At 45.8% G+C, this 24998-nt stretch carries 21 protein-coding genes and 1 other annotated feature; of the genes, 20 read left to right on the forward strand and 1 reads right to left on the reverse strand.

From position 1 onward, the window contains the following. Positions 1-7 precede the first annotated feature (7 nt). From M1K46_RS08580 to M1K46_RS08670, 19 genes are all read left to right on the forward strand, one after another. Positions 8-436 (forward strand): cell division protein SepF, encoded by a 429-nt coding sequence (locus tag M1K46_RS08580; RefSeq protein WP_062231650.1) that lies wholly within the window; start codon positions 8-10, stop codon positions 434-436. Between the two features lie 20 nt (positions 437-456). After that, positions 457-735 carry a YggT family protein gene (locus tag M1K46_RS08585; protein WP_234293161.1) on the forward strand — a complete coding sequence of 93 codons (279 nt, stop codon included), beginning with the start codon at positions 457-459 and terminating at the stop codon, positions 733-735. Positions 736-751: 16 nt separating this feature from the next. Further along, positions 752-1525, forward strand: a complete 774-nt coding sequence (locus M1K46_RS08590; RefSeq protein ID WP_062231652.1) for an RNA-binding protein — start codon at positions 752-754, stop codon at positions 1523-1525. 82 nt (positions 1526-1607) lie between these two features. Further along, complete coding sequence (locus M1K46_RS08595; protein WP_053354563.1) at positions 1608-2105, forward strand: DivIVA domain-containing protein; 498 nt, start codon at positions 1608-1610, stop codon at positions 2103-2105. A 54-nt stretch (positions 2106-2159) separates the two neighbouring features. After that, positions 2160-2386 (forward strand) — a binding site (T-box leader). A gap of 75 nt (positions 2387-2461) precedes the next feature. Then, positions 2462-5227, forward strand: coding sequence for an isoleucine--tRNA ligase (gene ileS, locus M1K46_RS08600; protein ID WP_256225711.1), 2766 nt, complete (start codon positions 2462-2464; stop codon positions 5225-5227). Between the two features lie 147 nt (positions 5228-5374). Then, positions 5375-6136 carry a YqcI/YcgG family protein gene (locus tag M1K46_RS08605; RefSeq protein ID WP_256225712.1) on the forward strand — a complete coding sequence of 254 codons (762 nt, stop codon included), beginning with the start codon at positions 5375-5377 and terminating at the stop codon, positions 6134-6136. Between the two features lie 358 nt (positions 6137-6494). Continuing rightward, entirely contained in the window at positions 6495-6977 is a 483-nt protein-coding gene (gene lspA, locus M1K46_RS08610) for a signal peptidase II (RefSeq protein WP_053354560.1), read from the forward strand. Further along, the gene (locus tag M1K46_RS08615) at positions 6958-7875 is read left to right on the forward strand and encodes an RluA family pseudouridine synthase (protein ID WP_256225714.1); all 918 of its coding nucleotides are present in this window, start codon (positions 6958-6960) and stop codon (positions 7873-7875) included. Before lspA ends, M1K46_RS08615 begins: the two co-directional genes overlap by 20 nt. A gap of 187 nt (positions 7876-8062) precedes the next feature. Then, a complete protein-coding gene (gene pyrR / locus M1K46_RS08620) occupies positions 8063-8608 on the forward strand; it encodes a bifunctional pyr operon transcriptional regulator/uracil phosphoribosyltransferase PyrR (RefSeq protein ID WP_053354558.1) in 546 nt (181 codons plus the stop codon). A 123-nt stretch (positions 8609-8731) separates the two neighbouring features. After that, the gene (locus M1K46_RS08625) at positions 8732-10084 is read left to right on the forward strand and encodes a solute carrier family 23 protein (protein ID WP_256225715.1); all 1353 of its coding nucleotides are present in this window, start codon (positions 8732-8734) and stop codon (positions 10082-10084) included. A 141-nt stretch (positions 10085-10225) separates the two neighbouring features. Continuing rightward, complete coding sequence (locus M1K46_RS08630; RefSeq protein WP_256225716.1) at positions 10226-11152, forward strand: aspartate carbamoyltransferase catalytic subunit; 927 nt, start codon at positions 10226-10228, stop codon at positions 11150-11152. After that, complete coding sequence (locus M1K46_RS08635; protein ID WP_053354555.1) at positions 11127-12413, forward strand: dihydroorotase; 1287 nt, start codon at positions 11127-11129, stop codon at positions 12411-12413. Before M1K46_RS08630 ends, M1K46_RS08635 begins: the two co-directional genes overlap by 26 nt. Beyond that, positions 12410-13513 (forward strand): carbamoyl phosphate synthase small subunit, encoded by a 1104-nt coding sequence (locus tag M1K46_RS08640; protein WP_256225718.1) that lies wholly within the window; start codon positions 12410-12412, stop codon positions 13511-13513. The genes M1K46_RS08635 and M1K46_RS08640 overlap by 4 nt, the downstream gene beginning before the upstream one ends. Continuing rightward, positions 13498-16701: a carbamoyl-phosphate synthase large subunit gene (carB, locus tag M1K46_RS08645; RefSeq protein ID WP_256225719.1), complete on the forward strand. Its 3204-nt coding sequence runs from the start codon at positions 13498-13500 to the stop codon at positions 16699-16701. The genes M1K46_RS08640 and carB overlap by 16 nt, the downstream gene beginning before the upstream one ends. Beyond that, positions 16698-17471, forward strand: coding sequence for a dihydroorotate dehydrogenase electron transfer subunit (locus tag M1K46_RS08650; protein ID WP_256225720.1), 774 nt, complete (start codon positions 16698-16700; stop codon positions 17469-17471). Before carB ends, M1K46_RS08650 begins: the two co-directional genes overlap by 4 nt. Then, entirely contained in the window at positions 17468-18406 is a 939-nt protein-coding gene (locus tag M1K46_RS08655) for a dihydroorotate dehydrogenase (RefSeq protein WP_256225721.1), read from the forward strand. Before M1K46_RS08650 ends, M1K46_RS08655 begins: the two co-directional genes overlap by 4 nt. Further along, complete coding sequence (pyrF, locus tag M1K46_RS08660; RefSeq protein ID WP_256225722.1) at positions 18379-19104, forward strand: orotidine-5'-phosphate decarboxylase; 726 nt, start codon at positions 18379-18381, stop codon at positions 19102-19104. The genes M1K46_RS08655 and pyrF overlap by 28 nt, the downstream gene beginning before the upstream one ends. Then, positions 19085-19714 (forward strand): orotate phosphoribosyltransferase, encoded by a 630-nt coding sequence (gene pyrE / locus M1K46_RS08665; protein ID WP_256225725.1) that lies wholly within the window; start codon positions 19085-19087, stop codon positions 19712-19714. The genes pyrF and pyrE overlap by 20 nt, the downstream gene beginning before the upstream one ends. 35 nt (positions 19715-19749) lie before the next feature. After that, entirely contained in the window at positions 19750-20406 is a 657-nt protein-coding gene (locus M1K46_RS08670; RefSeq protein WP_231689254.1) for a class I SAM-dependent methyltransferase, read from the forward strand. 7 nt (positions 20407-20413) lie between these two features. Here the strand turns inward: M1K46_RS08670 and M1K46_RS08675 are convergent, their stop codons facing one another. After that, the gene (locus M1K46_RS08675; protein ID WP_256225726.1) at positions 20414-22117 is read right to left on the reverse strand and encodes an Rqc2 family fibronectin-binding protein; all 1704 of its coding nucleotides are present in this window, start codon (positions 22115-22117) and stop codon (positions 20414-20416) included. A 95-nt stretch (positions 22118-22212) separates the two neighbouring features. On the opposite strand from M1K46_RS08675, the gene M1K46_RS08680 reads away from it, so the two are divergent. Beyond that, positions 22213-24879, forward strand: a complete 2667-nt coding sequence (locus M1K46_RS08680; RefSeq protein WP_062231678.1) for a calcium-translocating P-type ATPase, SERCA-type — start codon at positions 22213-22215, stop codon at positions 24877-24879. Positions 24880-24998: the final 119 nt, after the last annotated feature.

The following is a 24998-nucleotide window of genomic DNA, read 5'->3' on the forward strand; positions in this document are numbered from 1 at the left end:
GCCAATCATGAGCATAAAGAACAAATTCAAGCGCTTTTTTGACCTTGAAGAAGATGAATATGTATATGAAGAGGTAGTTGAAGAGGATGGTGCAGAGGCTGTGGAGAGTGAATATCCTCCTGCTCAAACAAAGAAAAACAAGCAGAACGTCGTCAGCCTGCAAAGTATTCATCAGCAATCCAAGGTGGTCCTTGTTGAACCGAGAGTATACGCGGAAGCACAGGACATTGCCGATCAATTAAAAAACAGGCGTGCGGTTGTCATGAACCTGCAGCGCATTCCACATGATCAGGCAAAACGGATCGTCGACTTTTTAAGCGGAACCGTTTATGCGATCGGTGGAGATATACAAAAATTAGGTCCTAACACATTTTTGTGCACACCGGAAAACGTAGATATTTCCGGATCGATTTCGGAAATGCTGGAAGGCGAATAATACGAGGACGGTGGCTTTCTTTGGTATATCAGATTGGGAACTTTGTTAGCGAACTTTTCACTATCTATCGATATATAGTCATAGCGTACATATTAATGTCATGGTTCCCGAATGCAAGGGAATCTTCCATCGGCCAATTTATTGCCAGAATCGTGGAGCCATACTTGGCGCCGTTCAGGAGAATCATCCCGCCGCTTGGCATGATTGATATTTCTCCGATCGTCGCATTATTTGCATTATCGTTTGCACAAGCTGGTGTGAAAATGGTTATTTACTGGATTGGCCAATACCTGGCCTAAAGGCAGAGGAGCATAGATGAACATATATCAGCATTTTCGTAAAGAAGAATATCCCTTTATTGATCAAGTGCTGCAGTGGAAGGCTGAAGCTGAGGAACGATATTCTGTTAAACTGACTGATTTTCTTGATCCAAGAGAGCAGGATATCGCTGAAAGCATGATTGGAAAAGGCTCGGAGGCTTCCCTGGCGTTCTGGGGAGGCTCTTCTTTTTCTGAGAGAAAGAGAGCATTAATCTATCCTTCTTATTTTGTACCCGAGAAAAAGGATTTTGAAGTTTCTGTATTGGAAATTCACTATCCAGCAAAGTTTGTAACGATGGAGCATCGAGACGTTCTCGGCTCTCTGATGAACCTTGGAATGAAGAGAGGAAAGTTTGGTGATATCCTTCAAAACAAGGACAGGATGCAGATCGTTGTTGCAGGCGATGTGAGCGACTACGTCTGCCTTAACTTAGAGCGAATCGGAAAAGCGAGTGTTAAGCTGAAAGAAGTGTCTGAAAATGATCTCATTGAATCAGACGAGATTTATGAAATGAAAGAAGGAACAGTTTCTTCATTGCGGCTTGACGTGGTTCTCTCTGAGATCTATGGGCTTTCTCGGTCAAAAGTCAGCCCTCTCATTCAAGGGTCGAAAGCAAAGGTCAATTGGAGGGTTACTGAAGAAGTGTCTTTCCCAGTTGAACCTGGAGATTATTTATCTTTAAGAGGATACGGCAGGAGCAAACTGATCGCTGTTGAAGGTAAGACAAAGAAAGACAGATGGCGGGTAAGGTACGGAGTTTTACAATAAATTATACAGTTTAGAAGGATTGGCATTACAATTGTCGAAACTAGGTAATTAATAGAAAGCATCATTAGCGGAGGTGGCGGAAATGCCTTTAACACCATTGGATATTCATAATAAAGAGTTTACCCGGGGATTTCGGGGTTATAATGAAGATGAGGTCAACGATTTTCTTGATCAAGTAATTAAAGATTATGAATCAGTGATCCGCGAAAGAAGAGAATTGGAAGAAACCGTAGAAAAGCTTGAAGAGAAGCTTTCCTATTTTAAAAACATTGAAGAAACATTGAACAAATCTATTCTTGTTGCTCAGGAAACAGGCGAGGAAGTTAAACGAAGCGCAACAAAAGAAGCAAGGCTGATCGTAAAGGAAGCGGAAAAGAACGCGGACCGAATTATCAATGAATCGCTGGCTAAATCCCGAAAAATCGCGATGGAGATCGAAGAATTGAAAAAGCAGTCTTCTGTTTATCGCACCCGTTTCCGCATGCTCATCGAAGCTCAGCTGGAAATGCTGAAGAATGAGGATTGGGATGCTCTTCAGCCTGCAGAACGTGGTGAAGAATACGAACTGGAGATGAAATAGAACGCTTGACGTTTTTTCGTCCTAAGCATATAATTCTTTAAAGATTATTATATTTTGGCAACGATGAAAGGGAAAGTATGTAGAGAATCCATTTTTCAAGTAAGCGAGCTGGTGATGGTGGAAGACCGGTAAATGGACTGTACAGAAGATCACCCCGGAGTTTCCAGGCTGAACCTGCACTAAGTAAGCCTGGCGTTCTTTCACGATACGATTGCAAAGCGGGTTTCTTTCATTTTGAAACCTATTAGGGTGGTACCGCGGGTGGCCTTCTCGTCCCTTCACAGTGACGAGAAGGCCTTTTTGTATGCATGTGAGCAGTTGGAAATGATTTTTTCGATAGATGTAGGAGGAAAAATATGAATTACAAAGACACGTTATTAATGCCTAAAACAGAATTTCCGATGCGGGGCAATCTTCCTCAGCGTGAACCGGAAGTTCAAGCCAAATGGGAAGATCTGAATATTTACAATAAAGTGCAGGAACATACGAAAGGGCGACCTTCCTTCATTCTTCATGACGGGCCTCCTTATGCCAATGGAGATATCCATGTAGGGCATGCTGAGAATAAGATCTTAAAAGATATGATCGTCCGTTATAAATCCATGACAGGCTATCATGCACCATACGTTCCTGGCTGGGATACACATGGCCTTCCAATTGAAACCGCCTTAACCAAGAGCGGAAAAGTAAAAAGAAAAGAGATGTCGGTTGCAGAATTCCGTAAACGGTGTGAAGAATATGCTCTGACACAAGTGGATCGCCAGCGGAATCAGTTTAAACGACTGGGAGTACGCGGAGATTGGGAGAATCCGTACATCACCCTGAACAAAGCGTATGAAGCCCGTCAGATCGAAGTATTTGGCGAAATGGTGAAAAGAGGATTCATCTACAAAGGATTGAAGCCTGTTTATTGGTCTCCATCATCTGAATCTGCATTAGCAGAAGCAGAGATCGAATATTATGACAAACGTTCAGCATCTATCTATGTTGCGTTCCCGGTGAAAGACGGAAAAAACGTACTTGATCAAGACGTAAGCATCGTCATCTGGACCACGACACCATGGACCATTCCGGCAAACCTCGGTATTTCCGTTCATCCTGATCTTGACTATGTCGTTGTTGAGGCAGAGGGGAGAAAGCTTCTAGTGGCACAGGCGCTAGTCGAGCAGCTGGAAAAAGAATTAGAATGGACGAATGTGACGGTTTCTAAAACCGTAAAAGGTAAAGATCTTGAACATGTTGTTGCACAGCATCCTCTTTATGACCGTGAATCCCTCGTCATGCTCGGTGAACATGTCACGACTGATGCAGGTACTGGGTGTGTCCATACAGCACCCGGACACGGGGAAGATGACTTCCTTGTCGGTAAAAAATACGGACTAGAAGTGCTCTGCCCAGTCGATGACCGTGGTGTTATGACAAGTGAAGCTCCTGGATTTGAAGGCATGTTTTATGATGAAGCTAACAAGCCAATCACACAGAAGCTGGAGGAGGCTGGCGCGCTCTTAAAGCTGTCCTTCATCACCCACTCATACCCGCATGACTGGAGAACGAAAAAACCGGTAATCTTCAGGGCTACTGCTCAATGGTTCGCTTCTATTAAAGGAATGCGTGAAGAGATGCTGGACGCTATTAAAGAAGTGAACTGGATTCCTAACTGGGGCGAAACAAGACTGTTTAACATGATCAAAGACCGTGAAGACTGGTGTATTTCAAGACAGCGTGCATGGGGAGTTCCTATTCCGGTGTTCTATGCAGAAAACGGTGAACCGATCATGACGGAAGAAACAATCGCGCATGTTGTAAAACTGTTCCGTGAACACGGATCGAATATTTGGTTCGAACGAGATGCAAAAGAACTGCTTCCTGAAGGATTCACGTCTGATCACAGTCCGAACGGCAGGTTCTCTAAAGAAACAGACATCATGGACGTATGGTTTGATTCTGGATCTTCTCACTGGAGTGTTCTTGAAGAACGCGAAGATCTAAGCCGTCCGGCTGATCTCTATCTGGAAGGTTCTGACCAGTACCGCGGATGGTTTAACTCATCTCTTTCCACATCAGTAGCGATCACAGGCAAGGCACCGTACAAATCGGTTCTTAGCCATGGTTTTGTTCTTGATGGTGAAGGAAGAAAAATGAGTAAGTCCATCGGCAACGTAATGGATCCAATAAAAGTCATGAACCAGCTTGGCGCTGACATTATCCGCCTATGGGTATCTTCTGTGGACTATCAGGCAGATGTCAGAGTGTCCGATGATATTTTGAAACAAGTAGCTGAAGTTTACCGCAAAATCCGTAATACACTGCGCTTCTTGCTTGGAAACCTTAATGGGTTTGATCCGAAAGTAAACGCTGTTCCTTTTGAAGAACTTGGCAAGATCGATCAATACATGCTCGTTAAACTCAATAAACTGATCGACCGGGTAAAGAAATCTTATGATGAGTACCAGTTCCTGTCTGTTTATAACGCGATCCATAATTTCTGTACCATCGATCTGTCATCATTCTACCTTGATATTGCTAAGGATACTCTCTACATTCAGTCAGAGGACGATATTAAACGCAGAAGCATACAGACCGTACTTTATGAAGCACTGATGGCGATCACAAAATTGACAGCTCCAATTCTTGCCCACACGGCAGACGAAGTTTGGAACTACATTCCTGGTGTTACAGAGGAAAGTGTTCAATTAACAACCATGCCGGACTCTGTCACTTATCCTGGCGAAGACCAATTGATGAAAGATTGGGATCTGTTTATGGATCTTCGTGATGAAGTATTAAAAGCACTTGAGGAAGCAAGAAATGCTAAAGTAATCGGGAAGTCCCTTACAGCGTCTATCACCCTGTATCCTGCAGAAAATGTGAAGAGCTGGCTTGAAAATGTAGAGGACCTTAATAAACTGTTTATTGTTTCAGAGGCAGTGATTGGCGGTTTTAGAGATGATGCTCCTGAAAGGGCAGTAAAATATGATCACTTGGCGGTTTCTGTTAAGCCTGCTGAAGGCGAAACGTGTGAGCGCTGCTGGGTTGTAACACCAGAAGTTGGTTCTGATGAAAAACACCCTACACTTTGTGCATCGTGTGCAGAGATTGTAACTAAAAATTATGAAAACTAAATAGTGAATAAAGAATAGCTGTCTTTCTGACGACGCAATCATTGCGGCTTGAGGAGGACGGCTTTTTTTTAGGCTATTTTCTGCTTTTTGTATGGACATTCACCTAACCACTTGCTTTGAAATAATGTAAAAGCAAGGAGGCTGAGTATGGAACGGTTATATGACAAGGAGAGTGCATCTGTACTGCTTGACGATTGGAAAAGGAATGCATTCCATGCTTTTCATAGCAAGATGACGAATCATGAACTTAAATTTCCCTGCATTCCCGCCATTCAAGGGTATCAGCTCGGCCATATCCGTTATGGTTTCGCACCCCGTCCAGAAAGCAGGGAAGCTTCTGAAGCCTTTGCAGAACTGCTGGATTCATATGGAAAGTGCTCCCGTGAAACCGGCCTTTATTCGGCTCTTGTTGTTTTCTTTAATAATGATCCGGCTCATCCTGAAGAGTATCAAACGGTAAATACGTACGAAGAAGTTTTTTGGGACTTGATGAAAAGAACTTCATCGCTTGACAAAAAACCTTGGCCGGCACATATTTCAAATGATCCAGAGGATGCTACCTGGGAGTTTTGTTATGGATTGGAACAATATTTCGTATTTTGCGGAACACCCGCACATGTGAAAAGGTACAGCCGTTACTTTCCCTTTTTTATGCTCGCTCTTACACCGAGGTGGGTGCTTTCCTGTTTCAATGAAGACCAGAGAAAGGCAGAAAAGATGTCTGAATGGATCAGGGATCGACTGTCAACCTATGATACCGCTCCAATCCACCCTGAATTAAAAAAGTATGGAGATGCCGAAAATAAAGAATGGAAACAATATTATTTAAGGGATGATGAGACGGCAGCCTCGTCCTGTCCGTTTCATCATCTATGGAAGCAAAGTTCAGAAGCAAAAAGAGATACATGAGTGTGAGTAGCTGAAAGGGGCTGTCCAAGAAGTCTGGTAGCTGTTGATCTCCGCTCCAGGCTGCTCGCTTTCCGCGGGGCGTGCGGTGAGCCTCTTGGCGCAAGAGCCTGCGGGAGTCTCACCTGTCACGCTAGTCCCGCAGGAGTCTCGCACCTTGCACTCCAATCAACTTTTCATTGAAGATTTTTCACGTCAAAGGAGCTCCTGAAGGTCAATTTTCGACTTTCAGGACAGCCCCTTTTCTGCATACTGATGCTTATGGCGATGATAAGCTAAATAATTTAGTCTTTGGATTGTGCTTGGCCTTCAGCCTGTGCTAAAATTTGAAAGTATAAACTTAGGAATCGGAGGAAACAAAGTGTACTATTATCTTCTTGCACTTTTGGTGCTTGGCCTCGACCAGGTGACAAAATGGTGGATCGTTAAAAACATGCATTATGGACAAAGTATTACGGTCATAGAAAATGTTTTTTACATAACCTCACATCGGAACAGAGGAGCTGCCTTCGGTATTCTGCAAAATCAGATGTGGTTTTTTGTCATCATTACGATCGCTGTTATCGCTGCGGTCATCTATTATATGCAGAAGCACGCTAAACATCAGCCGTTGCTGCGAACAGCGCTTGGTCTTGTGCTCGGGGGAGCAACCGGGAACTTTTTAGACCGTATCATCAGGAAAGAGGTCGTTGACTTCCTAGACGTCAAGATATCGAACTATAACTATCCGATATTCAATGTGGCCGATTCCGCACTGGTTATTGGTGTCATACTAATATTTATTCAAACATTAATGGAAAGCAAGAATAAGAAGGAGAACATGAATGGAGCACATCGAGGTTAAAATAGAGGAAGAACAACAGTCTGAGCGAATTGATAAGGTGGTAACTTCCATTGAATCAGACTGGTCGCGGTCTCAAGTCCAAAATTGGGTGAAGGAGGGCATGGTAACGGTCAACGGCAAAACGGTCAAGACCAATTACAAATGCAGTGCAGGGGATATTATCTCCATCACGATTCCCGAACCGACAATCTTGGATGTTGAAGCAGAAGAATTGAATCTTGATATTGTCTATGAGGATTTCGACGTGCTAGTCGTGAATAAGCCAAGAGGAATGGTGGTTCATCCGGCTCCTGGAAATTATTCAGGTACTCTCGTTAATGGTCTCATGGCCCATTGCAAGGATTTATCAGGTATAAACGGAGTTCTTCGGCCTGGCATCGTCCATCGTATTGACAAAGATACCACAGGTCTTTTGATGGTTGCTAAAAATGATATGGCCCATGAATCTTTAGTGAGCCAGCTAAAAGCAAAGACTACGACACGGAAATACAAAGCCATTGTTCATGGCGTCATGCCTCACGACAAGGGAACCATTGATGCACCGATCGGGCGTGATAAAAGTGACCGCCAAAAGATGACGGTTACGGATGAAAACAGCAGAGATGCGGTAACCCATTTTAATGTTCTGGAAAAGTTCAATGATTTCACATTTGTTGAATGCCAGCTGGAAACAGGCAGAACACACCAGATTCGTGTGCATCTGAAATATATCGGTTTTCCTCTTGCAGGAGATCCGAAATATGGCCCCAAAAAGACGCTTGATATCAATGGACAAGCCCTCCATGCAGGTTTGATCGGTTTTGAACATCCTCGCACAAAGGAATATATGGAATTTGAAGTTCCTCTTCCAGAAGATATGGAACAGCTGCTCGACAATCTTCGACGGAAAATGGGTTGACAGCGTCCTTCCTTTCTGTAATAATAAGGTCAAATGAATAGTCCTTTAACAACAGTCCCGTGAGGCTGAGAAGGAAACGGATTTAGGCTGCAGGCCTAACTATGTCCTCTCGCCCATACGGTGAGGGGATTTTTTATGGGCCGCTTAAAGGATAAGCATTAACGAACAAAAAAGAAGGTGACAAGTCATGCAAAAGGCAGTCATTATGGATGATCAGGCGATCCGCCGGGCACTGACAAGGATTGCTCATGAGATCATTGAACGGAACAAAGGAATTGAAAATGTGGTCCTGGTAGGCATTAAAACAAGAGGTGAATATTTGGCGAAGCGCCTTGCAGAACGAATTCAGAACATTGAGGGGAAGCCAGTCAAGGTGGGAGACATCGATATCACCCTTTACCGTGACGACCTTAAAGTTAAGACCGAGAATCTTGAACCTGAATTAAAAGGAACGGATATTCCTGTGGATATTGCCAATAAAAAAGTAATATTGGTGGATGATGTTCTGTTCACAGGCAGAACGGTAAGAGCGGCGATGGACGCCGTCATGGACATCGGCCGCCCTGCTTCGATCCAGCTGGCTGTCCTCATCGACAGAGGCCACCGCGAACTGCCGATAAGGGCTGATTATGTCGGCAAGAATGTACCAACATCAAATAATGAAATCATTTCTGCTTCCTTAGCAGAGGTCGATGGAGCTGATGAAGTATCCATCCACGAAAACAATAAATAGCGCACGTCCCTTTAAATCGAGTCCAGAGAGACTAGCAAGGGAGGTATGGATAGACAGGCTGCACAAATAGGCAGACCTGTGTATTCAGCACAACCTCCTTCACTTGCAAAGGAGGTATTTTTTATGGATAAAAACAAAAATAATGAATATACAGATCAACAGGAAACACGCCATGCCATACTGGATGTGCGTGAAGTACCGAAAATTCACCAATGGCTGACGTTAAGCCTGCAGCACCTATTTGCCATGTTCGGTGCTACGGTTCTTGTACCATTCCTGGTTAAACTGGATCCAGGGGTCGCACTGGTCTCAAGCGGTTTGGCAACATTGGCTTACTTGCTGGTGACAAAAGGCCAGATTCCCGCTTACCTTGGTTCATCCTTTGCGTTCATCACTCCAATCATTTCCGTTAAAATGCTGGGCGGACCTGAAGCCGCGATGGTCGGAAGCTTTCTTGCCGGGCTTGTTTACGGAGCAGTAGCTTTGATCATTAAAACAAGCGGGTTGAAATGGTTGATGAGAATTATGCCCCCCGTTGTAGTCGGTCCTGTCATTATCGTTATTGGACTGGGGCTCGCCAATACAGCAGTTAAAATGGCAATGAACAATCCACATACAAACGAGTATAGCTTGTCCTACTTTTCAGTAGCTTTGTTCACACTGGCTGTCACGATCGTTTGCTCGATGTATTTAAAAGGAATCTTTGGAATCATTCCCATCCTGATCGGTATCATCGCCGGATATCTCTTTGCCTTTGCTAGGGGGATGGTGGATTTGTCGAAAGTAAAGCAAGCTAGTCTCATCGATGCACCTGACTTCATGTTTCCGTTTGTATCCTACACACCGCATTTTTCCTGGTCGATCGCATTTATCATGATGCCGGTGGCTACAGTTACAATCGCCGAGCATATCGGGCATCAGCTTGTACTGAGCAAGGTTGTCGGCCGAAACTTTTTAGAAAAACCAGGTCTGCATCGCTCCATCCTCGGTGACGGCATCGGGGTAATGATCGGTTCTTTCATAGGTGGACCCCCAGTGACCACATATGGTGAAAACATAGGAGTCTTGGCCATCACGAGAGTGTTCTCCGTTTTTGTTATCGGGGGAGCGGCAGTGACGGCCATCTGCTTCGGGTTTTCAGGAAAGGTCACTGCACTTATCAGCTCTGTACCAACACCGGTCATGGGCGGTGTTTCCATCCTTCTCTTTGGGATCATTGCTTCATCGGGGCTCAGGATGCTGATTGATAATCAAATTGATTTTGGAAACAAACGAAATCTGATCATCTCTTCCGTCATCCTTGTTACAGGGATCGGGGGAGCGGTCCTCCAATTTAGTGAAACTCTGCAGATCACTGGCATGGCGCTGGCCACTTTGATCGGTGTGTTCTTAAACCTTGTCCTTCCAGGACGAGAAGATGATTCTGAACTACTGAATAAGATGTTCGGAGTATCTGAAAACGACCCAGCTGCATAATGAACACCTTTTAAATGAGTCCGAGAGGCTTAGAAGGGTGAACCAGTTTGAAGTGCGTATACGCTTCTTCAAATCTGGCTGCACCCTGACAAGAAAACGTCAGGGTGTTTTTTTAGGAAAAATTCAAAAGGAGCTGATACTATGAAAAATTTACTCACGATGAAAGATCTGTCAGTTCTAGAGATCGAACAGATCCTGCATGATGCACACGCGTTTGCCAAAGGAGAGCGATGGCAGCCGGAAGGCCAGACGTTCACAGCCAACCTGTTTTTTGAACCGAGCACGAGAACGAGAATGAGCTTTGAAGCAGCCGAACGGAAATTAGGACTGGATGTATTAAACCTTGACTGCGCCTTCTCGAGCACCCAAAAAGGGGAAACTCTTTACGATACGGTCAGAACACTTGAAGAAATCGGTGCGGCTGCCGCAGTTATCCGGCACAGTAAAGACCGGTACTTTGATGAACTGGCCGGCAGAGTAGGAATTCCGATCATCAATGCAGGTGACGGATGCGGAAACCATCCTACCCAGTCATTGCTTGACTTGCTCACCATCCAGCAGGAATTCATCGTCCTGCAGGGGTTAAAGGTAGTTATCGTCGGTGACATCAGGCATAGCCGTGTTGCGAAATCCAATGCGGAAATTCTAGTTCGTCTAGGCGCAAAAGTTTATTTTTCAGGACCGAGAGAATGGTATGACAGTGAACTGGGTGAGAATGGCTATCTTACGATGGATGAAGCGGTTGAAACAGCAGATGTACTCATGCTGCTGCGGATTCAGCACGAACGCCATGATAACAAGAGCAGCATGACGGCTGATCAGTATCACGAAAAGTACGGATTGACCGTTAAACGGGAAAAAAGAATGAAAGACCATGCCATCATCATGCATCCCGCCCCTGTAAACCGGGGAGTAGAGATTGCCGACGAACTTGTGGAATGTGATCGTTCAAGAATTTTTAAGCAGATGAACAATGGAGTTTTTGTCAGAATGGCGGTTCTTAAATGGGCGCTGGAAACCAATTCAAAGGAGGAAACAAAGAATGGGCATCTTGTTAAAGGGTGGTAAAGTACTGACTGGGACAAATGGTTTAAAAGTACAGGACATTTTAATCGAGGATACAAAAATAGCAGATCTGGGCGAGTCACTCCCTGAAGAAGGCCATAAGGTGATTGACGTGTCAGGGAACCTGGTTACTCCGGGACTTATCGATCTCCATGTCCATTTGCGGGAGCCTGGCGGAGAACATAAAGAAACGATTGAAACAGGAACAAAAGCAGCTGCAAGAGGAGGATTTACGACAGTTGCCGCCATGCCGAACACTAAACCGGTGCCTGACAACGCTGCACAGCTTCAATGGGTGAATGAAAAGATCAAAGAGACAGCTTCAGTTCGTATCCTTCCATATGCTTCGATCACAACCAGGCAGGCAGGCAAGGAACTTACTGATTTTGAAGCGTTAAAAAACAAAGGTGCGTTTGCCTTTACAGATGATGGAGTAGGTGTCCAGTCGGCGGACATGATGCTTCAGGCGATGAGGCTGGCTAAACAGAGCGATGCGGTTATCGTTGCTCACTGTGAAGAGAACACACTGATCCATAAAGGATCGGTACATAAAGGAGATTTTGCAGAAAAACATGGACTAAATGGAATCCCTTCCGTATGCGAAGCGGTTCAAATTGCCAGGGATGTTCTTTTGGCAGAGGCAGCTGGAGCCCGCTATCACGTCTGCCATGTGAGTACGAAAGAGTCTGTTCGTGTGATAAAAGATGCGAAGGCAGCAGGAATCAAAGTAACAGCTGAAGTAACTCCGCATCACTTGCTATTGTGTGATGAAGATATACCAGGATTAGACACGAATTATAAGATGAATCCTCCGCTGAGAGGAAATGAAGACAGAAAAGCGCTGATTGAAGCCTATAAATCCGGGGTTATTGATTTTCTGGCGACTGATCATGCGCCTCATAGCAAAGATGAGAAAGACCAGGGAATGGAACTTGCTCCTTTCGGTATCGTTGGTCTGGAAACAGCCTTCCCGCTTCTATACACCAATCTTGTTCAAAAGGGAGTTTTGACCCTGCAGGAACTGGTTGACGGGTTTACGCGGAAGCCAGCTGATTCGTTCAATCTTCCTTACGGAACATTGGAGATTGGAGCGGAGGCGGACCTGACGGTGATCGACTTAAATCATGAAGAAAAAATAGATCCTGAAAACTTTGTTTCAAAAGGAAAGAATACACCGTTTGCAGGCTGGAGCTGCAAAGGATGGCCCGTACTTACGATTGTAGAAGGCAGCTTTAAGTATGAAAAGGAGAGTGTAAACGCATGAAACGGATTCTGGTTTTAGAAGACGGTACCGTATTTCACGGAGATGGATTTGGAAGTGCAATCGATCAGGAAGGCGAAGTTGTCTTTAATACAGGGATGACGGGCTATCAGGAGATCTTGTCCGACCCTTCCTATTGCGGACAAATCGTGACACTGACATACCCGATGATCGGAAACTACGGCGTTAACCGCCAGGACTTTGAATCCATCTCACCTGCTGTTCACGGACTGATCGTCAACGAAGCGTGTTCAATGCCCAGCCACTATCAGTCCCTCGGGACGCTTGACGAACTGTTAAAAGCAAAAAATATACCGGGCCTAATGGGAATCGATACAAGAAAGCTAACTCGTTTAATCCGGAAACATGGAACGCTGAAAGGCAAGATTGCTTCAGCTGAGGCTGATACAGCTGCTATCGTAGAAGAGCTTAAATCTGCACCGCTTAAAACGGACCATGTTCAATCTGTTTCTACGAAAACACCTTATCATCTCCCAAACACAGGACGAAGGGTCGTCGTAGTGGATTATGGGGCAAAAAGCGGGATCTTAAGAGAACTGTCACAGCGCAGCTGCGATGTGGTTGTGGTTCCCTACAATACAACAGCAGAGGAGATCTTACTGCTGAATCCAGACGGTATTCTTTTAAGCAATGGCCCTGGAGACCCTAAGGATGTGCCGGAAGCCCTTCATATGATCACCAGCATTCTGGAAGAAGAAATCCCGCTGTTTGGGATCTGCTTAGGCCACCAGCTGTTCGCGCTGGCAATGGGAGCAAATACAGAAAAACTGAAATTTGGCCATCGCGGCTCAAACCATCCTGTAAAAGACCTTCAGACAGGAAAAATAACAATGACGGCACAGAACCACGGGTATACAGTCAGCCCCGAAACCCTTGCCGGAACGGAGCTTAGATTAACGCATACCGCTGTCAATGACGGAACTGTCGAAGGATTGGGACACAAAGTAAAACCCGCATTTTCAGTGCAATACCATCCAGAAGCCTCACCAGGGCCTATGGATGCCAATCCGCTGTTTGAAAAGTTCATGAACATGATGGAAACTACCAAGGAAGAGGGGAAAGAAATATGCCTAAACGCTTAGACATTAAAAAAATACTTGTGATCGGATCAGGTCCGATCGTCATTGGACAAGCTGCAGAGTTTGATTATGCCGGTACACAGGCTTGCCAGGCGTTAAAAGAAGAAGGCTATGAAGTTATCCTTGTCAACTCCAATCCGGCGACCATCATGACCGATACCTCGATGGCAGACAAAGTTTTCATAGAGCCGCTTACGGTTCCGTTTGTCAGCCGGATTATCCGCCAGGAACGCCCAGATGGACTTTTAGCCACACTTGGCGGACAGACAGGCTTAAACCTTGCTGTGGAATTGTCAGAGAGCGGCATTCTTGAAGAATGCAATGTGGAACTGCTTGGAACAACACTTTCAAGCATTCAACAGGCAGAAGATCGTGAACTTTTCAGAGGGCTGATGAATGAACTGAACGAACCGGTGCCGGAGAGCGAGATTATCCGTACGTATGAAGAGGCAGCAGCATTTACGGCAGAAATCGGCTATCCCGTGATCATTCGCCCAGCTTTCACCCTCGGTGGGACAGGCGGGGGAATTGCCAGTGATGAAGAGGAATTGAAAGAAATCGTAACGAGCGGCTTGCTTGCCAGCCCTGTACACCAGGTCTTGCTTGAAAAGAGCATTGCCGGATTCAAAGAAATTGAGTATGAAGTGATGCGTGACAGCAACGACACATCCATCGTTGTCTGCAACATGGAAAACATCGATCCTGTCGGCATCCATACCGGGGATTCAATTGTAGTTGCACCAAGCCAGACGCTGAGCGACAGAGATTACCAGCTTTTAAGAAACGCTTCTCTCAAGATTATTCAGGCATTAAAGATAGAGGGAGGATGCAATGTCCAGCTTGCTCTCGATCCTGACAGCAGCAACTATTACATTATTGAAGTAAATCCAAGGGTAAGCCGGTCGTCTGCGCTAGCCTCAAAAGCAACAGGTTATCCCATTGCCAAGATCGCAGCTAAAATTGCTGTCGGCTACACACTGGATGAGATCAAAAACCCGGTCACAGGCTCCACTTACGCAAGTTTTGAACCGGCACTAGATTACATCGTAACAAAGATTCCGAGATGGCCGTTTGATAAATTTGAAGGAGCAAACCGAAAGCTCGGTACCCAGATGAAAGCAACGGGAGAAGTGATGGCGATCGGAAGGAATTTGGAAGAGTCATTGCTGAAGGCGGTCCGCTCGCTTGAAACAAAATGCTATCATCTTGAAATCAGCAATCCGAAGCAGACAAGAGAAGAATTGATCCCAGTACTGGTCAGCGCAGACGATGAGCGTTTATACCATATCGCGCAAGGTTTCAGAATCGGAATGACGGTAAGGGACATTTGGGAGCTGACGAAGATCGATGTTTTCTTCCTTGAAAAGATCAAAGGAATCATTGACCTTGAGCAGAAAGTGCTTAACAAAGTTGGTGATTTAGGATTGCTGCGTGCCGCAAAAGAAAAGGGCTTCAGCGACGTATGGCTGGCGAAAGCCTGGAACATGCCTGAGAAAGAAATCTATGAACTTAGAATGAAGAAGGATATCAAGCCTGTGTACAAGATGGTAGACACATGTGCGGCAGAGTTTGAGTCTGAAACGCCATATTACTATGGAACATACGGTGAAGAAAATGAATCGTTACGAACAGAAAGAGAAAGCGTCCTTGTTCTCGGTTCCGGGCCGATCCGGATCGGTCAGGGCATCGAATTCGACTATGCGACCGTGCACACGGTCTGGGCGATCAAAGAAGCCGGCTATGAAGCAATCATCATCAATAACAATCCAGAAACAGTGTCCACAGACTTCAGTACATCGGATAAGCTTTATTTTGAACCGTTAACCGTTGAAGACGTGATGCATGTCATCGATCAAGAAAATCCAAAGGGAGTGATTGTCCAGTTTGGCGGGCAGACGGCCATCAATCTTGCGGATGCTTTGCATGAGCGAGGGGTAGCCATCCTTGGAACCTCACTTGACAACATGGATAGAGCAGAAGACAGAGACCGGTTTGAACAGGCGATGAAAGAACTGAACATTCCTCAGCCGGAAGGAGAAACAGCGTTTTCTGTCAAAGAAGCACAGGTTATTGCAGAGAGAATCGGCTATCCGGTCCTCGTTAGGCCGTCCTACGTTCTGGGAGGCAGAGCGATGGAGATCGTCTATAAAGAAAAAGAACTTCTTCAATACATGGAGAATGCGGTGAGAGTAAATCCTGAACATCCTGTCTTGATCGACCGTTACCTTGAGGGCAAAGAAGTAGAAGTTGACGCGATATCCGATGGAGATGATGTATTCATTCCAGGAATAATGGAGCACATCGAACGTGCGGGCGTTCACTCCGGTGACTCCATTGCCGTCTATCCGCCTCAGCGATTGACGCCTGAACAGAAAGATAAAATTATCGAACGTACGATCTCAATGGCAAGAGGCCTCGGAATCATCGGACTTCTTAACATCCAGTTCGTGCTGCATGGCGAAGAGGTCTATGTATTGGAAGTCAATCCAAGATCAAGCCGAACGGTACCTTTCTTGAGCAAGATTACAGGTATTCCGATGGCCAACCTGGCAACCAAAGTGATTCTTGGAACACCACTGAAAGAACTGGGCTACGAAACAGGATATGCTCCAGAAAAAGAAGAAGTTTTCGTTAAAGTACCCGTGTTTTCTTTTGCCAAACTGCGCCGGGTGGATACGTACTTAAGTCCGGAGATGAAGTCCACTGGAGAAGTGATGGGAAGAGATACCACGCTGCAAAAGGCGCTATATAAAGGACTTGTGGCTTCAGGAATGAAAATGCCAACATATGGATCTGTACTGTTCACCGTAGCAGATAAAGACAAACCAGAAGCGCTCCGCCTGATGAAGCGTTTCTACGAAATCGGCTATACGATCATGGCGACAGAAGGAACAGCGAACTATTTGCAAGAGCAGCAGATCCCTGTGACGGTTGTTCACAAGATCGGAAGCAAGGAAAGAAACCTGCTTGATGTGATCCGCCAGGGCGAAGCGCAATTTGTGGTCAACACGCTGACGAAAGGAAAAGTTCCTGCACGCGATGGATTCCGCATACGAAGAGAATCGTCCGAAAACGGAGTGGTGTGTTTAACAAGTCTTGATACTGCAGAAGCCTTGCTTGGTGTCCTTGAGTCCTTGACCTTTACAGCCAGACAAATGCCAGCCTTTGAAAAGGATCGTGTTCTCATATGAAAAAGGAACTGGTAGAAGTAGTTTCTCAGAAGGAGATTGCTCGTCACATTTTTGAACTGAAAGTACAGGGAAATGTTGTTAAGGAAATGACTTCTCCCGGCCAGTTTGTCCACATACGAGTCACTGACACATTTCAGCCTTTGCTCAGAAGGCCGATTTCTATCTGTGATGTGGACCTGGATAGCCGGACCGTGACGATGCTTTACCGCAAAGAGGGCACGGGTACCGCTTTGCTCAGCCAAAAAAAGGAGGGCGAGAAGATCGACCTTCTCGGACCGTTAGGAAACGGGTTTCCTCTGGACGAGCTCTCCCAAGGACAGACAGCGCTGCTTGTCGGCGGGGGTATCGGTGTGCCTCCCTTGTACTATCTGGCAAAAAAACTGCGCAGCCAAGGAATCAATGTGATATCCATACTTGGATTCCAATCTGCAGAAGACGGATTTTACAGTGAGAAATTCGCCGAGCTAGGAGAAGCATATGTTTCAACGGTGGATGGATCTCAAGGGACTAAAGGGTTTGTAACAAATGTGATAAAAAACAAAGATTTACATTATGACCTGCTGTTTTCGTGCGGACCCACTGTAATGCTAAAAGCTTTGGAACAGCAGGTGCCTTCAGCTGATGGTTACTTCTCTTTAGAAGAACGGATGGGCTGCGGAATCGGAGCTTGTTTCGCCTGTGTTTGCCATGTGAATGGAGGGCTTCCCTCAGACTATGTGAAAGTATGCAGCAATGGTCCGGTATTCCCGATTGGTGAGGTGGTATTATGAAACGTCTTGAGGTAAGTCTGCCAGGTTTAAAAATGAAGAATCCGATCATGCCTGCTTCAGGATGTTTTGGATTCGGCCGTGAATATGCAGGATTTTATGATCTGTCAGTCCTTGGGGCTGCTGCCATTAAGGCAGCTACCGTTGAAGCGAGGTTCGGCAATCCTACACCAAGGGTGGCCGAAACCCATAGCGGGATGCTCAACGCGATAGGATTGCAGAATCCTGGTGTGGATCAAATCATGGAAAAAGAACTGCCTTTTCTTAAATCGTATGACCTTCCGATCGTTGCCAATATCGCTGGATCAACAGAAGAAGATTACTGTGAAGTCGCAGAGAAGATGTCCAGCCATCCTCAAGTCTCTGTTTTGGAGCTGAATATATCATGTCCGAACGTAAAAGAAGGCGGCATTCAGTTTGGAACGGACGCGAGAACAGCAGCCGCACTGACAAAAAGAGTGAAAGCCGTCTCGTCCAAGCCGGTGTATGTTAAATTGTCTCCAAACGTTGCCAATATTGCCGAGATGGCAATAGCGGTAGAGGAAGCTGGGGCGGATGGTCTTTCAATGATCAACACGCTTTTAGGTATGAGAATCGATTTGAAAACACGAAAACCGATTTTAGCCAATAAAACTGGCGGGTTGTCAGGACCAGCGATCAAGCCAGTGGCGATCCGCATGATCCATGAGGTGAGCCAGGCGGTATCCATCCCGATCATTGGAATGGGAGGCGTCAGCTGTGCGGAGGATGTGATCGAATTCATGCTGGCCGGTGCTTCTGCAGTCGCGGTCGGAACGGCGAACTTTGTAGATCCGTTCATCTGCCCGGATATTATCTCACAATTGCCGGAATTGCTTGAGAAAATGAACGTCAGCCATATCAGAGAAATAATCGGAGGGAGCTGGAGGGAATGCGAAGTCCCGTCATTATCGCGCTAGATTTTCCGGGTAAAAAAGAAGTAGAAGCGTTTATTGAACCATTTGAAGGGCAAGAGGCCTGGGTAAAAGTTGGGATGGAGCTGTTCTATGGAGAGGGACCTCAACTGGTCTCTTATCTGAAAGAAAAAAAGTTCCGGATCTTTCTTGATTTAAAGCTTCATGATATTCCGACAACGGTCCGAAAAGCGATGGAACGAATTGCCGCTCTCGGAGTCGATATGGTAAACGTTCATGCAGCCGGGGGGCGAGAAATGATGAGAGGTGCCATCGAAGGGCTGGAAGCTGTAGCAGGTCCAGAAAAGCGTCCTCTCTGCATCGCGGTGACCCAGTTAACCAGTACATCGTCACAGATGCTCAAGGATGAATTGCTGATCGGCGAATCCATGGAGTGGGCGGTCAGCCATTATGCAAAGCTTGCGAAAGAAAGCGGGCTTGATGGCGTGGTCTGTTCACCGCTTGAGGTGCCGCACATCAAGAGGGTCTGCGGACAAGAATTTCTAACCGTAACTCCCGGGATCAGGCTTAAAGATGATGATAAGAACGATCAGAAGAGAACCGCTGACCCTGCAGTAGCCAAAGAGCTAGGATCTGATTACATTGTGGTGGGAAGAAGCATTACCGGGTCTCTTGATCCATTGCAAACATACGTAAATATCGAAAAAGAATGGGGGATTTTACATGAAAAAACAAATCGCTAAAGACCTGCTTTCCATTGAAGCCGTTACACTTTCGGTGGAACATCCGTATACTTGGTCATCTGGAATGAAATCTCCTATCTATTGCGACAACCGCCTGACACTCTCCTATCCAAACGTGCGCAATGAGATCGCAGAAGGATTGAAGAACCTTGTTCTAGAGCATTTTCCGGAAACGAACATGATCGCGGGAACAGCAACAGCCGGGATTCCGCATGCGGCACTGCTTGCAGACCGTCTTGACCTTCCGATGAGCTATGTGAGGAGCAGTGCAAAGTCTCACGGAAAAGGCAAACAGATCGAAGGGAAAGCGGAAGCCGGAATGAACGTGGTAGTGGTCGAAGATCTGGTTTCAACTGGAGGGAGCGTCATTACTGCCGTTCAGGCACTTAGGGAAGCAGGCTGCAATGTACTTGGAGTTGTTGCGGTCTTTTCTTACGAACTTGCCAAAGGGGCGGATAATCTGGCAGCCAACAACATAAACGTGCAAACTCTCACCGATTTTAGTACATTAATAGAAACAGCCTCTGTGGAAGGCTATATTTCTAAAGATGATCTCTCGTATTTGCTCTCTTGGAAAGAAAATCCGGAGAACTGGCTTCAAAACGCATAGCGGGAGAATGGAAGGAGCGCTTCTGATTGAGGAAGATGAACGGTGAAGAATTCGATGAATTGGTCTCTTTTTTCGATAGCATGGCACGAACCACCTGGCTCGGCGGAATCCATGATACATTAAAGGAGAAAACAGGATCGTGGAGAGATAAAAAGGTTCTTGATGTCGGATGTGGAACAGGAAGACTGCTGCTTCGCGGCGCAGATGAAGCCGACAAGCTTACAGGTATTGATCTGTCATCGGAAATGATAAAAGCCAGCACGCAAAATTTCTTCTTTCATAACCGCAGCAAGAAGGGGGAGTTTTTGATCGGCGATGCATGTGATCTGCCGTTTGGTGATGAATCATTTGACGTGGCTTTATCAACGTGTGTCCTGTTTCTCCTTCCTGAACCGGAAGTGGGCATCAAGGAGATGATCCGAGTCCTGAAACCAGGCGGAACGCTGGCTATGCTGAATCCATCAGAAAAAATGAATCAGATGGAAGCTTTTCAGTATTGCAAGCAGCATAACATTTCAGGGTTTGAACAAACGGCCATGCTGAAGTGGGCGAATGTTTCAACGAGGAGACATCGATACATATCAGATAGCCTGACTTCTCTTCTTATAACAAACGGCCTTGAAGAGGTCACACATCATGAAGTGCTTGATGGATTGGCCATCATCACCATTGCAAAAAAAATAACCAGGTAGCTCCTGGTTATTTTTTTAATTTTAGCAGTTGATCTTCATCTGGAGTGACATAAAGGGTTTGCTGCTGGTCGTAGATCACAAATCCCGGCTTGGCCCCTGATGGCTTTTTAACGTGCCGGATCAGCGTATAATCCACCGGAACGGAGCCTGAATGCCTGGCTTTGCTAAAATAGGCGGCAAGTCCTGCGGCTTCAAGGAGCGCTGTTTCGCTAACTTCCTCGCTCTTTATGACGACGTGAGAACCTGGAATGTCTTTCGTATGAAGCCACGTTTCATTTTGACGTGAGGCTTTAAACGTCAAATAGTCATTCTGTTTATTATTTTTGCCGACAAGGATGGTAATGCCATCTGTTGATTGATAGGTTTCTAGAACAGGCTTTTCATTCTTTTTGGCCTTTTGCTGTTTTCGTTTTCTGACATACCCTTGCTCTTCTAATTCTTCCCGGATGCCTGCCACATCTCTCACAGATGCGGACTCCATCTGCTGGATGAGACTCTCGAAGTAAAGAAGATCTTCTTTCGCTTTTTCCAGCTGCTCTTCAATATAAGCGACCGAGTTTTTAAGTTTAGTGTACTTTTTGAAATAAGCTTGAGCGTTTTCAGAAGGACCTTTCAGGGGATCAAGCGGAATTTCCAGCTTCGGCTGATCCTCTTCGTAGAAATTCGTCACTTCAATTTTCTTTTGGCCTTTTTTCACCAAATAAAGGTGGGCTGTCAAAAGTTCACCGAGGACTTTAAATCTATCTGCTTTCTCTGTATCTGAAAGAGATGCATTCAGTTTCTTGATTTTTTTGGCAATTTTATCATGCTCGTTATGCAGCATTTTTTCCAAATCTGCAGCTTGCTGCTTTACTCTGTCCCGTTCGGATTTGCCGTAATAGAAGCGGTCCAGAAGCTCTCCAGCCGTATCGAAATCCTTCCTTTCTCCCTTTAAATGGGAGAGAGCTGTAACCGAAAAGTATTCCTTTCCATCTGAGACAGACATCTGTGGTGCATATCGGTTGTTCCTGAATTCCTCCATCATGGCGGTGAACGCTTCAGAAAGAGTCTCTTTCGTTGCCAGTCCGGCACGGAACGTTATCTCCCTGGCAATCTGTGGTGAGATTCCGCTGTAAAGCTGCACGATCTGACGGTCGATCTTACCTTCGTTCCATCTGATTTTTTGTATAAAACCTTCTGCACTTTCTGTAAGCGGAGAATGTTTTTCCTGAGGCGGAGGAGATAAGTATTTCTGTCCGGGAAGCAAAGTTCTGTATCGGTTCAGTGACGGGGGAATATGCTTGATGCAGTCTATGATCGTGCCGTTCTTATCTTCTACAAGAATAATATTGCTGTGCCTTCCCATAATTTCTATGATCAGCGTCTTATAGGCGATATCACCGATCTCATCTCTGTTTTTTACTTTAATATGAATGATTCTTTCCAGATCAATCTGTTCGATCGATTCGATGACTGCACCTTCCATATGCTTTCTTAGCAGCATGCAGAACATGGGTGGGACTGCAGGGTTATCATACGATTTTGCGGTCAGCTGAACTCTGCTGAATGAAGGATTGGCGGATAACAGTAGTTTTTGGTTTTTTCCTCCGGATCTTATCGTAAACAGCAAGTCTGTTTTATCAGGCTGATAGATTTTTGTAATCTTTCCGGATTGCAATGTCTTTTTTATCTCTGAAGCTGTTGCTCTTGTAACAATTCCATCAAAACTCATAGTTTCACCTCTGTTTCTCTCTTCATCAGTATAGCATTATTGAGGACATGCCTGCATATAAATGGCTATATACGTTATGAGGCAGAGGTGGAGAAATGAATTGGTATCAGCTATCAAAGGAAGATGTTGAACGCCTGACCAACAGTAACCTGCAGACTGGCCTGAGTGATAAGGAAAGCCAGAAAAAGCTGAAAACAACAGGACATAACCAGCTGCAGGAAGCAAAGAAACCGTCGTCGATTCTCGTTTTTTTCGCACAATTCAAGGATTTCATGGTGCTCGTCCTTCTAGCCGCCACGTTATTGTCAGGCTTGCTAGGAGAGTATCTTGATGCCATTGCGATTATTCTGATCGTGATCATGAACGGAATATTAGGATTTATTCAGGAACGAAAAGCGGAAAAGTCACTGACTGCACTGCGTGAGCTGTCTGCTCCAACTGCGATCGTTATGAGAAACAGCAGCTGGACGGCGATCTCTGCTAAAGAACTCGTTCCCGGTGATATCGTGAAGCTTTCAGCTGGAGACCGGGTCGGTGCTGACATCCGCATGGTATCTGCTAGAGGCCTTTATATTGAGGAATCAGCACTGACAGGAGAATCCATTCCTGTTCAAAAACGGGGAGAGGCACTCCAAGGAAGCGGATTGCCGCTTGGTGACCAGGCCAACATGGCTTTTATGGGAACGATGGTGACCAGGGGCAGCGGAACTGGAGTGGTTATTGCGACGGGAATGACGACGGAGATGGGAAAAATCGCCCATCTGATCCAGAATGCTGATACGCTTGCAACTCCTCTGCAGCTTAAGCTTGAGCAGCTTGGCAAGATTTTAATAGGCATCGCTTTGCTTTTGACTGTCCTTGTTGTTGTTACAGGCGTGTACAGGGGACATGACTTATACAGCATGGTGCTGGCGGGTGTGTCACTTGCAGTGGCTGCCATACCTGAAGGACTGCCAGCTATTGTAACGATCGCCCTGGCGCTTGGGGTTCAGAAGATGATTAAGCGCAGAGCCATCGTAAGAAAGCTTCCTTCGGTCGAGACTCTGGGCTGTGCCACTGTCATCTGTTCCGATAAAACGGGAACGTTGACTCAGAACAAAATGACGGTCACTCATTTGTGGAGTGAAGGAACGACATGGAATGTAACAGGAAGCGGTTATGATACTGCAGGAGAATTTATAAGAAACGGGCAAAAGACGAGAATCGATCAGCATGAGGGGCTGCTTCAGCTTCTTTCATACGGCGCGATCTGCAACAATGCTGAACTTACGGATTCTGGCAGCATCATGGGTGATCCTACAGAAACCGCATTGCTGATCAGCGCAGCAAAAGCAGGGCTGATGAAAGATAACATTCTCCGTTCGGTTGAAATTTTGGACGAGGTTCCGTTTGACTCGGCAAGAAAAATGATGAGTGTAATCGTCCGCAACCAAAACAACGAGATTTTTTTAATCACTAAAGGAGCACCAGATGTCCTTCTGGAAAAAAGTGATTATGTATTATGGGATGGAAAGCGGCAGCTGTTAAAACAGCAGCATACCGAACAGATTAAAGAGGCGATCCTGGGTCTCGGAAGCCAGGCACTGAGAACCATTGCCGTTGCCTACAAGCCACTGCATACAAAAGACAGAGCTGCCGCAGGACCGTCGGCAGAAAACCATCTGACGTTCATCGGTCTTCAAGGAATGATAGATCCCCCAAGAGAAGAAGTGAAAGAGAGTATCGACCGATGCCATGAAGCAGGGATTAAAACCGTTATGATTACCGGTGACCATGTCGTTACCGCAAGTGCCATCGCCAGACAGTTGAACATCCTGCCACAGGGAGGGAAAGTTATTGATGGTGCGGCTTTATCGGTCATGTCAGATGATGACCTGGTAAGGGAAGCAGAAAACATCTTTGTTTATGCCAGGGTCTCACCTGAACATAAGCTTAAGATTGTCAAAGCTCTGCAAAAAAGAGGGCATATCGTCGCGATGACAGGGGACGGGGTTAACGATGCACCGGCAATAAAATCTGCCAACATTGGAATCGCGATGGGTATAACGGGAACAGACGTGGCCAAGGAGGCATCCTCACTCGTTTTAAGTGATGACAATTTTTCAACCATTCGTGCAGCGATCGAGGAAGGAAGAAATATTTACGAAAACATCAGGAAGTTTATCCGATACTTGCTGGCTTCAAATGTAGGTGAGATCCTCGTCATGCTGTTCGCCATGATCTTGTCGATGCCGATGCCGCTTGTGCCCATCCAGATCTTATGGGTAAACCTCGTAACAGACGGTCTGCCGGCAATGGCCCTTGGTATCGATCCTGCGGAAGATAATGTAATGAAACGCTCTCCGAGGAAGCCCAATGAAGGGGTATTCTCAAGAGGGCTTGGATGGAAGATCGTTTCCAGGGGTTTCATGATTGGAATCGTAACGATTCTTGCTTTCTGGACCGCTCTGCACGAGCACCCGGATCAGCTGATGAAAGCACAGACTGTCGCTTTTTCAACCCTGGTAATGGCCCAGCTGATCCATGTCTTTGACTGCAGAAGCGAAAGGTCAGTTCTGCACCGGAACCCGTTTGGTAACATGGCGTTAGTCTTGGCTGTTTTGTCTTCTGTTCTGCTTACGCTCGTGGTCATGTACATTACTCCGCTGCAAGCAATTTTCCATACGGTTCCCTTGTCTGGCCGGGATTGGCTGCTGGTCCTCGGAATGGCTGCGATTCCTACATTTGCCCTTACAGGGTTTCAAGCATTTAAAAAATTATAAAGCGGGGGGATAGAAACAAATCTTCATAGGTTTCTATCCTTTTTATTGTTCAGGGTTGTACAGACTGTTAAAATTGTTTAGAATAACGGAGGAATATGTTAAAATGATATAAATGTGCT

It is taken from the genome of Fictibacillus sp. WQ 8-8, assembly GCF_024494405.1.
GTDB classification, from domain to species: domain Bacteria; phylum Bacillota; class Bacilli; order Bacillales; family Fictibacillaceae; genus Fictibacillus_C; species Fictibacillus_C marinisediminis.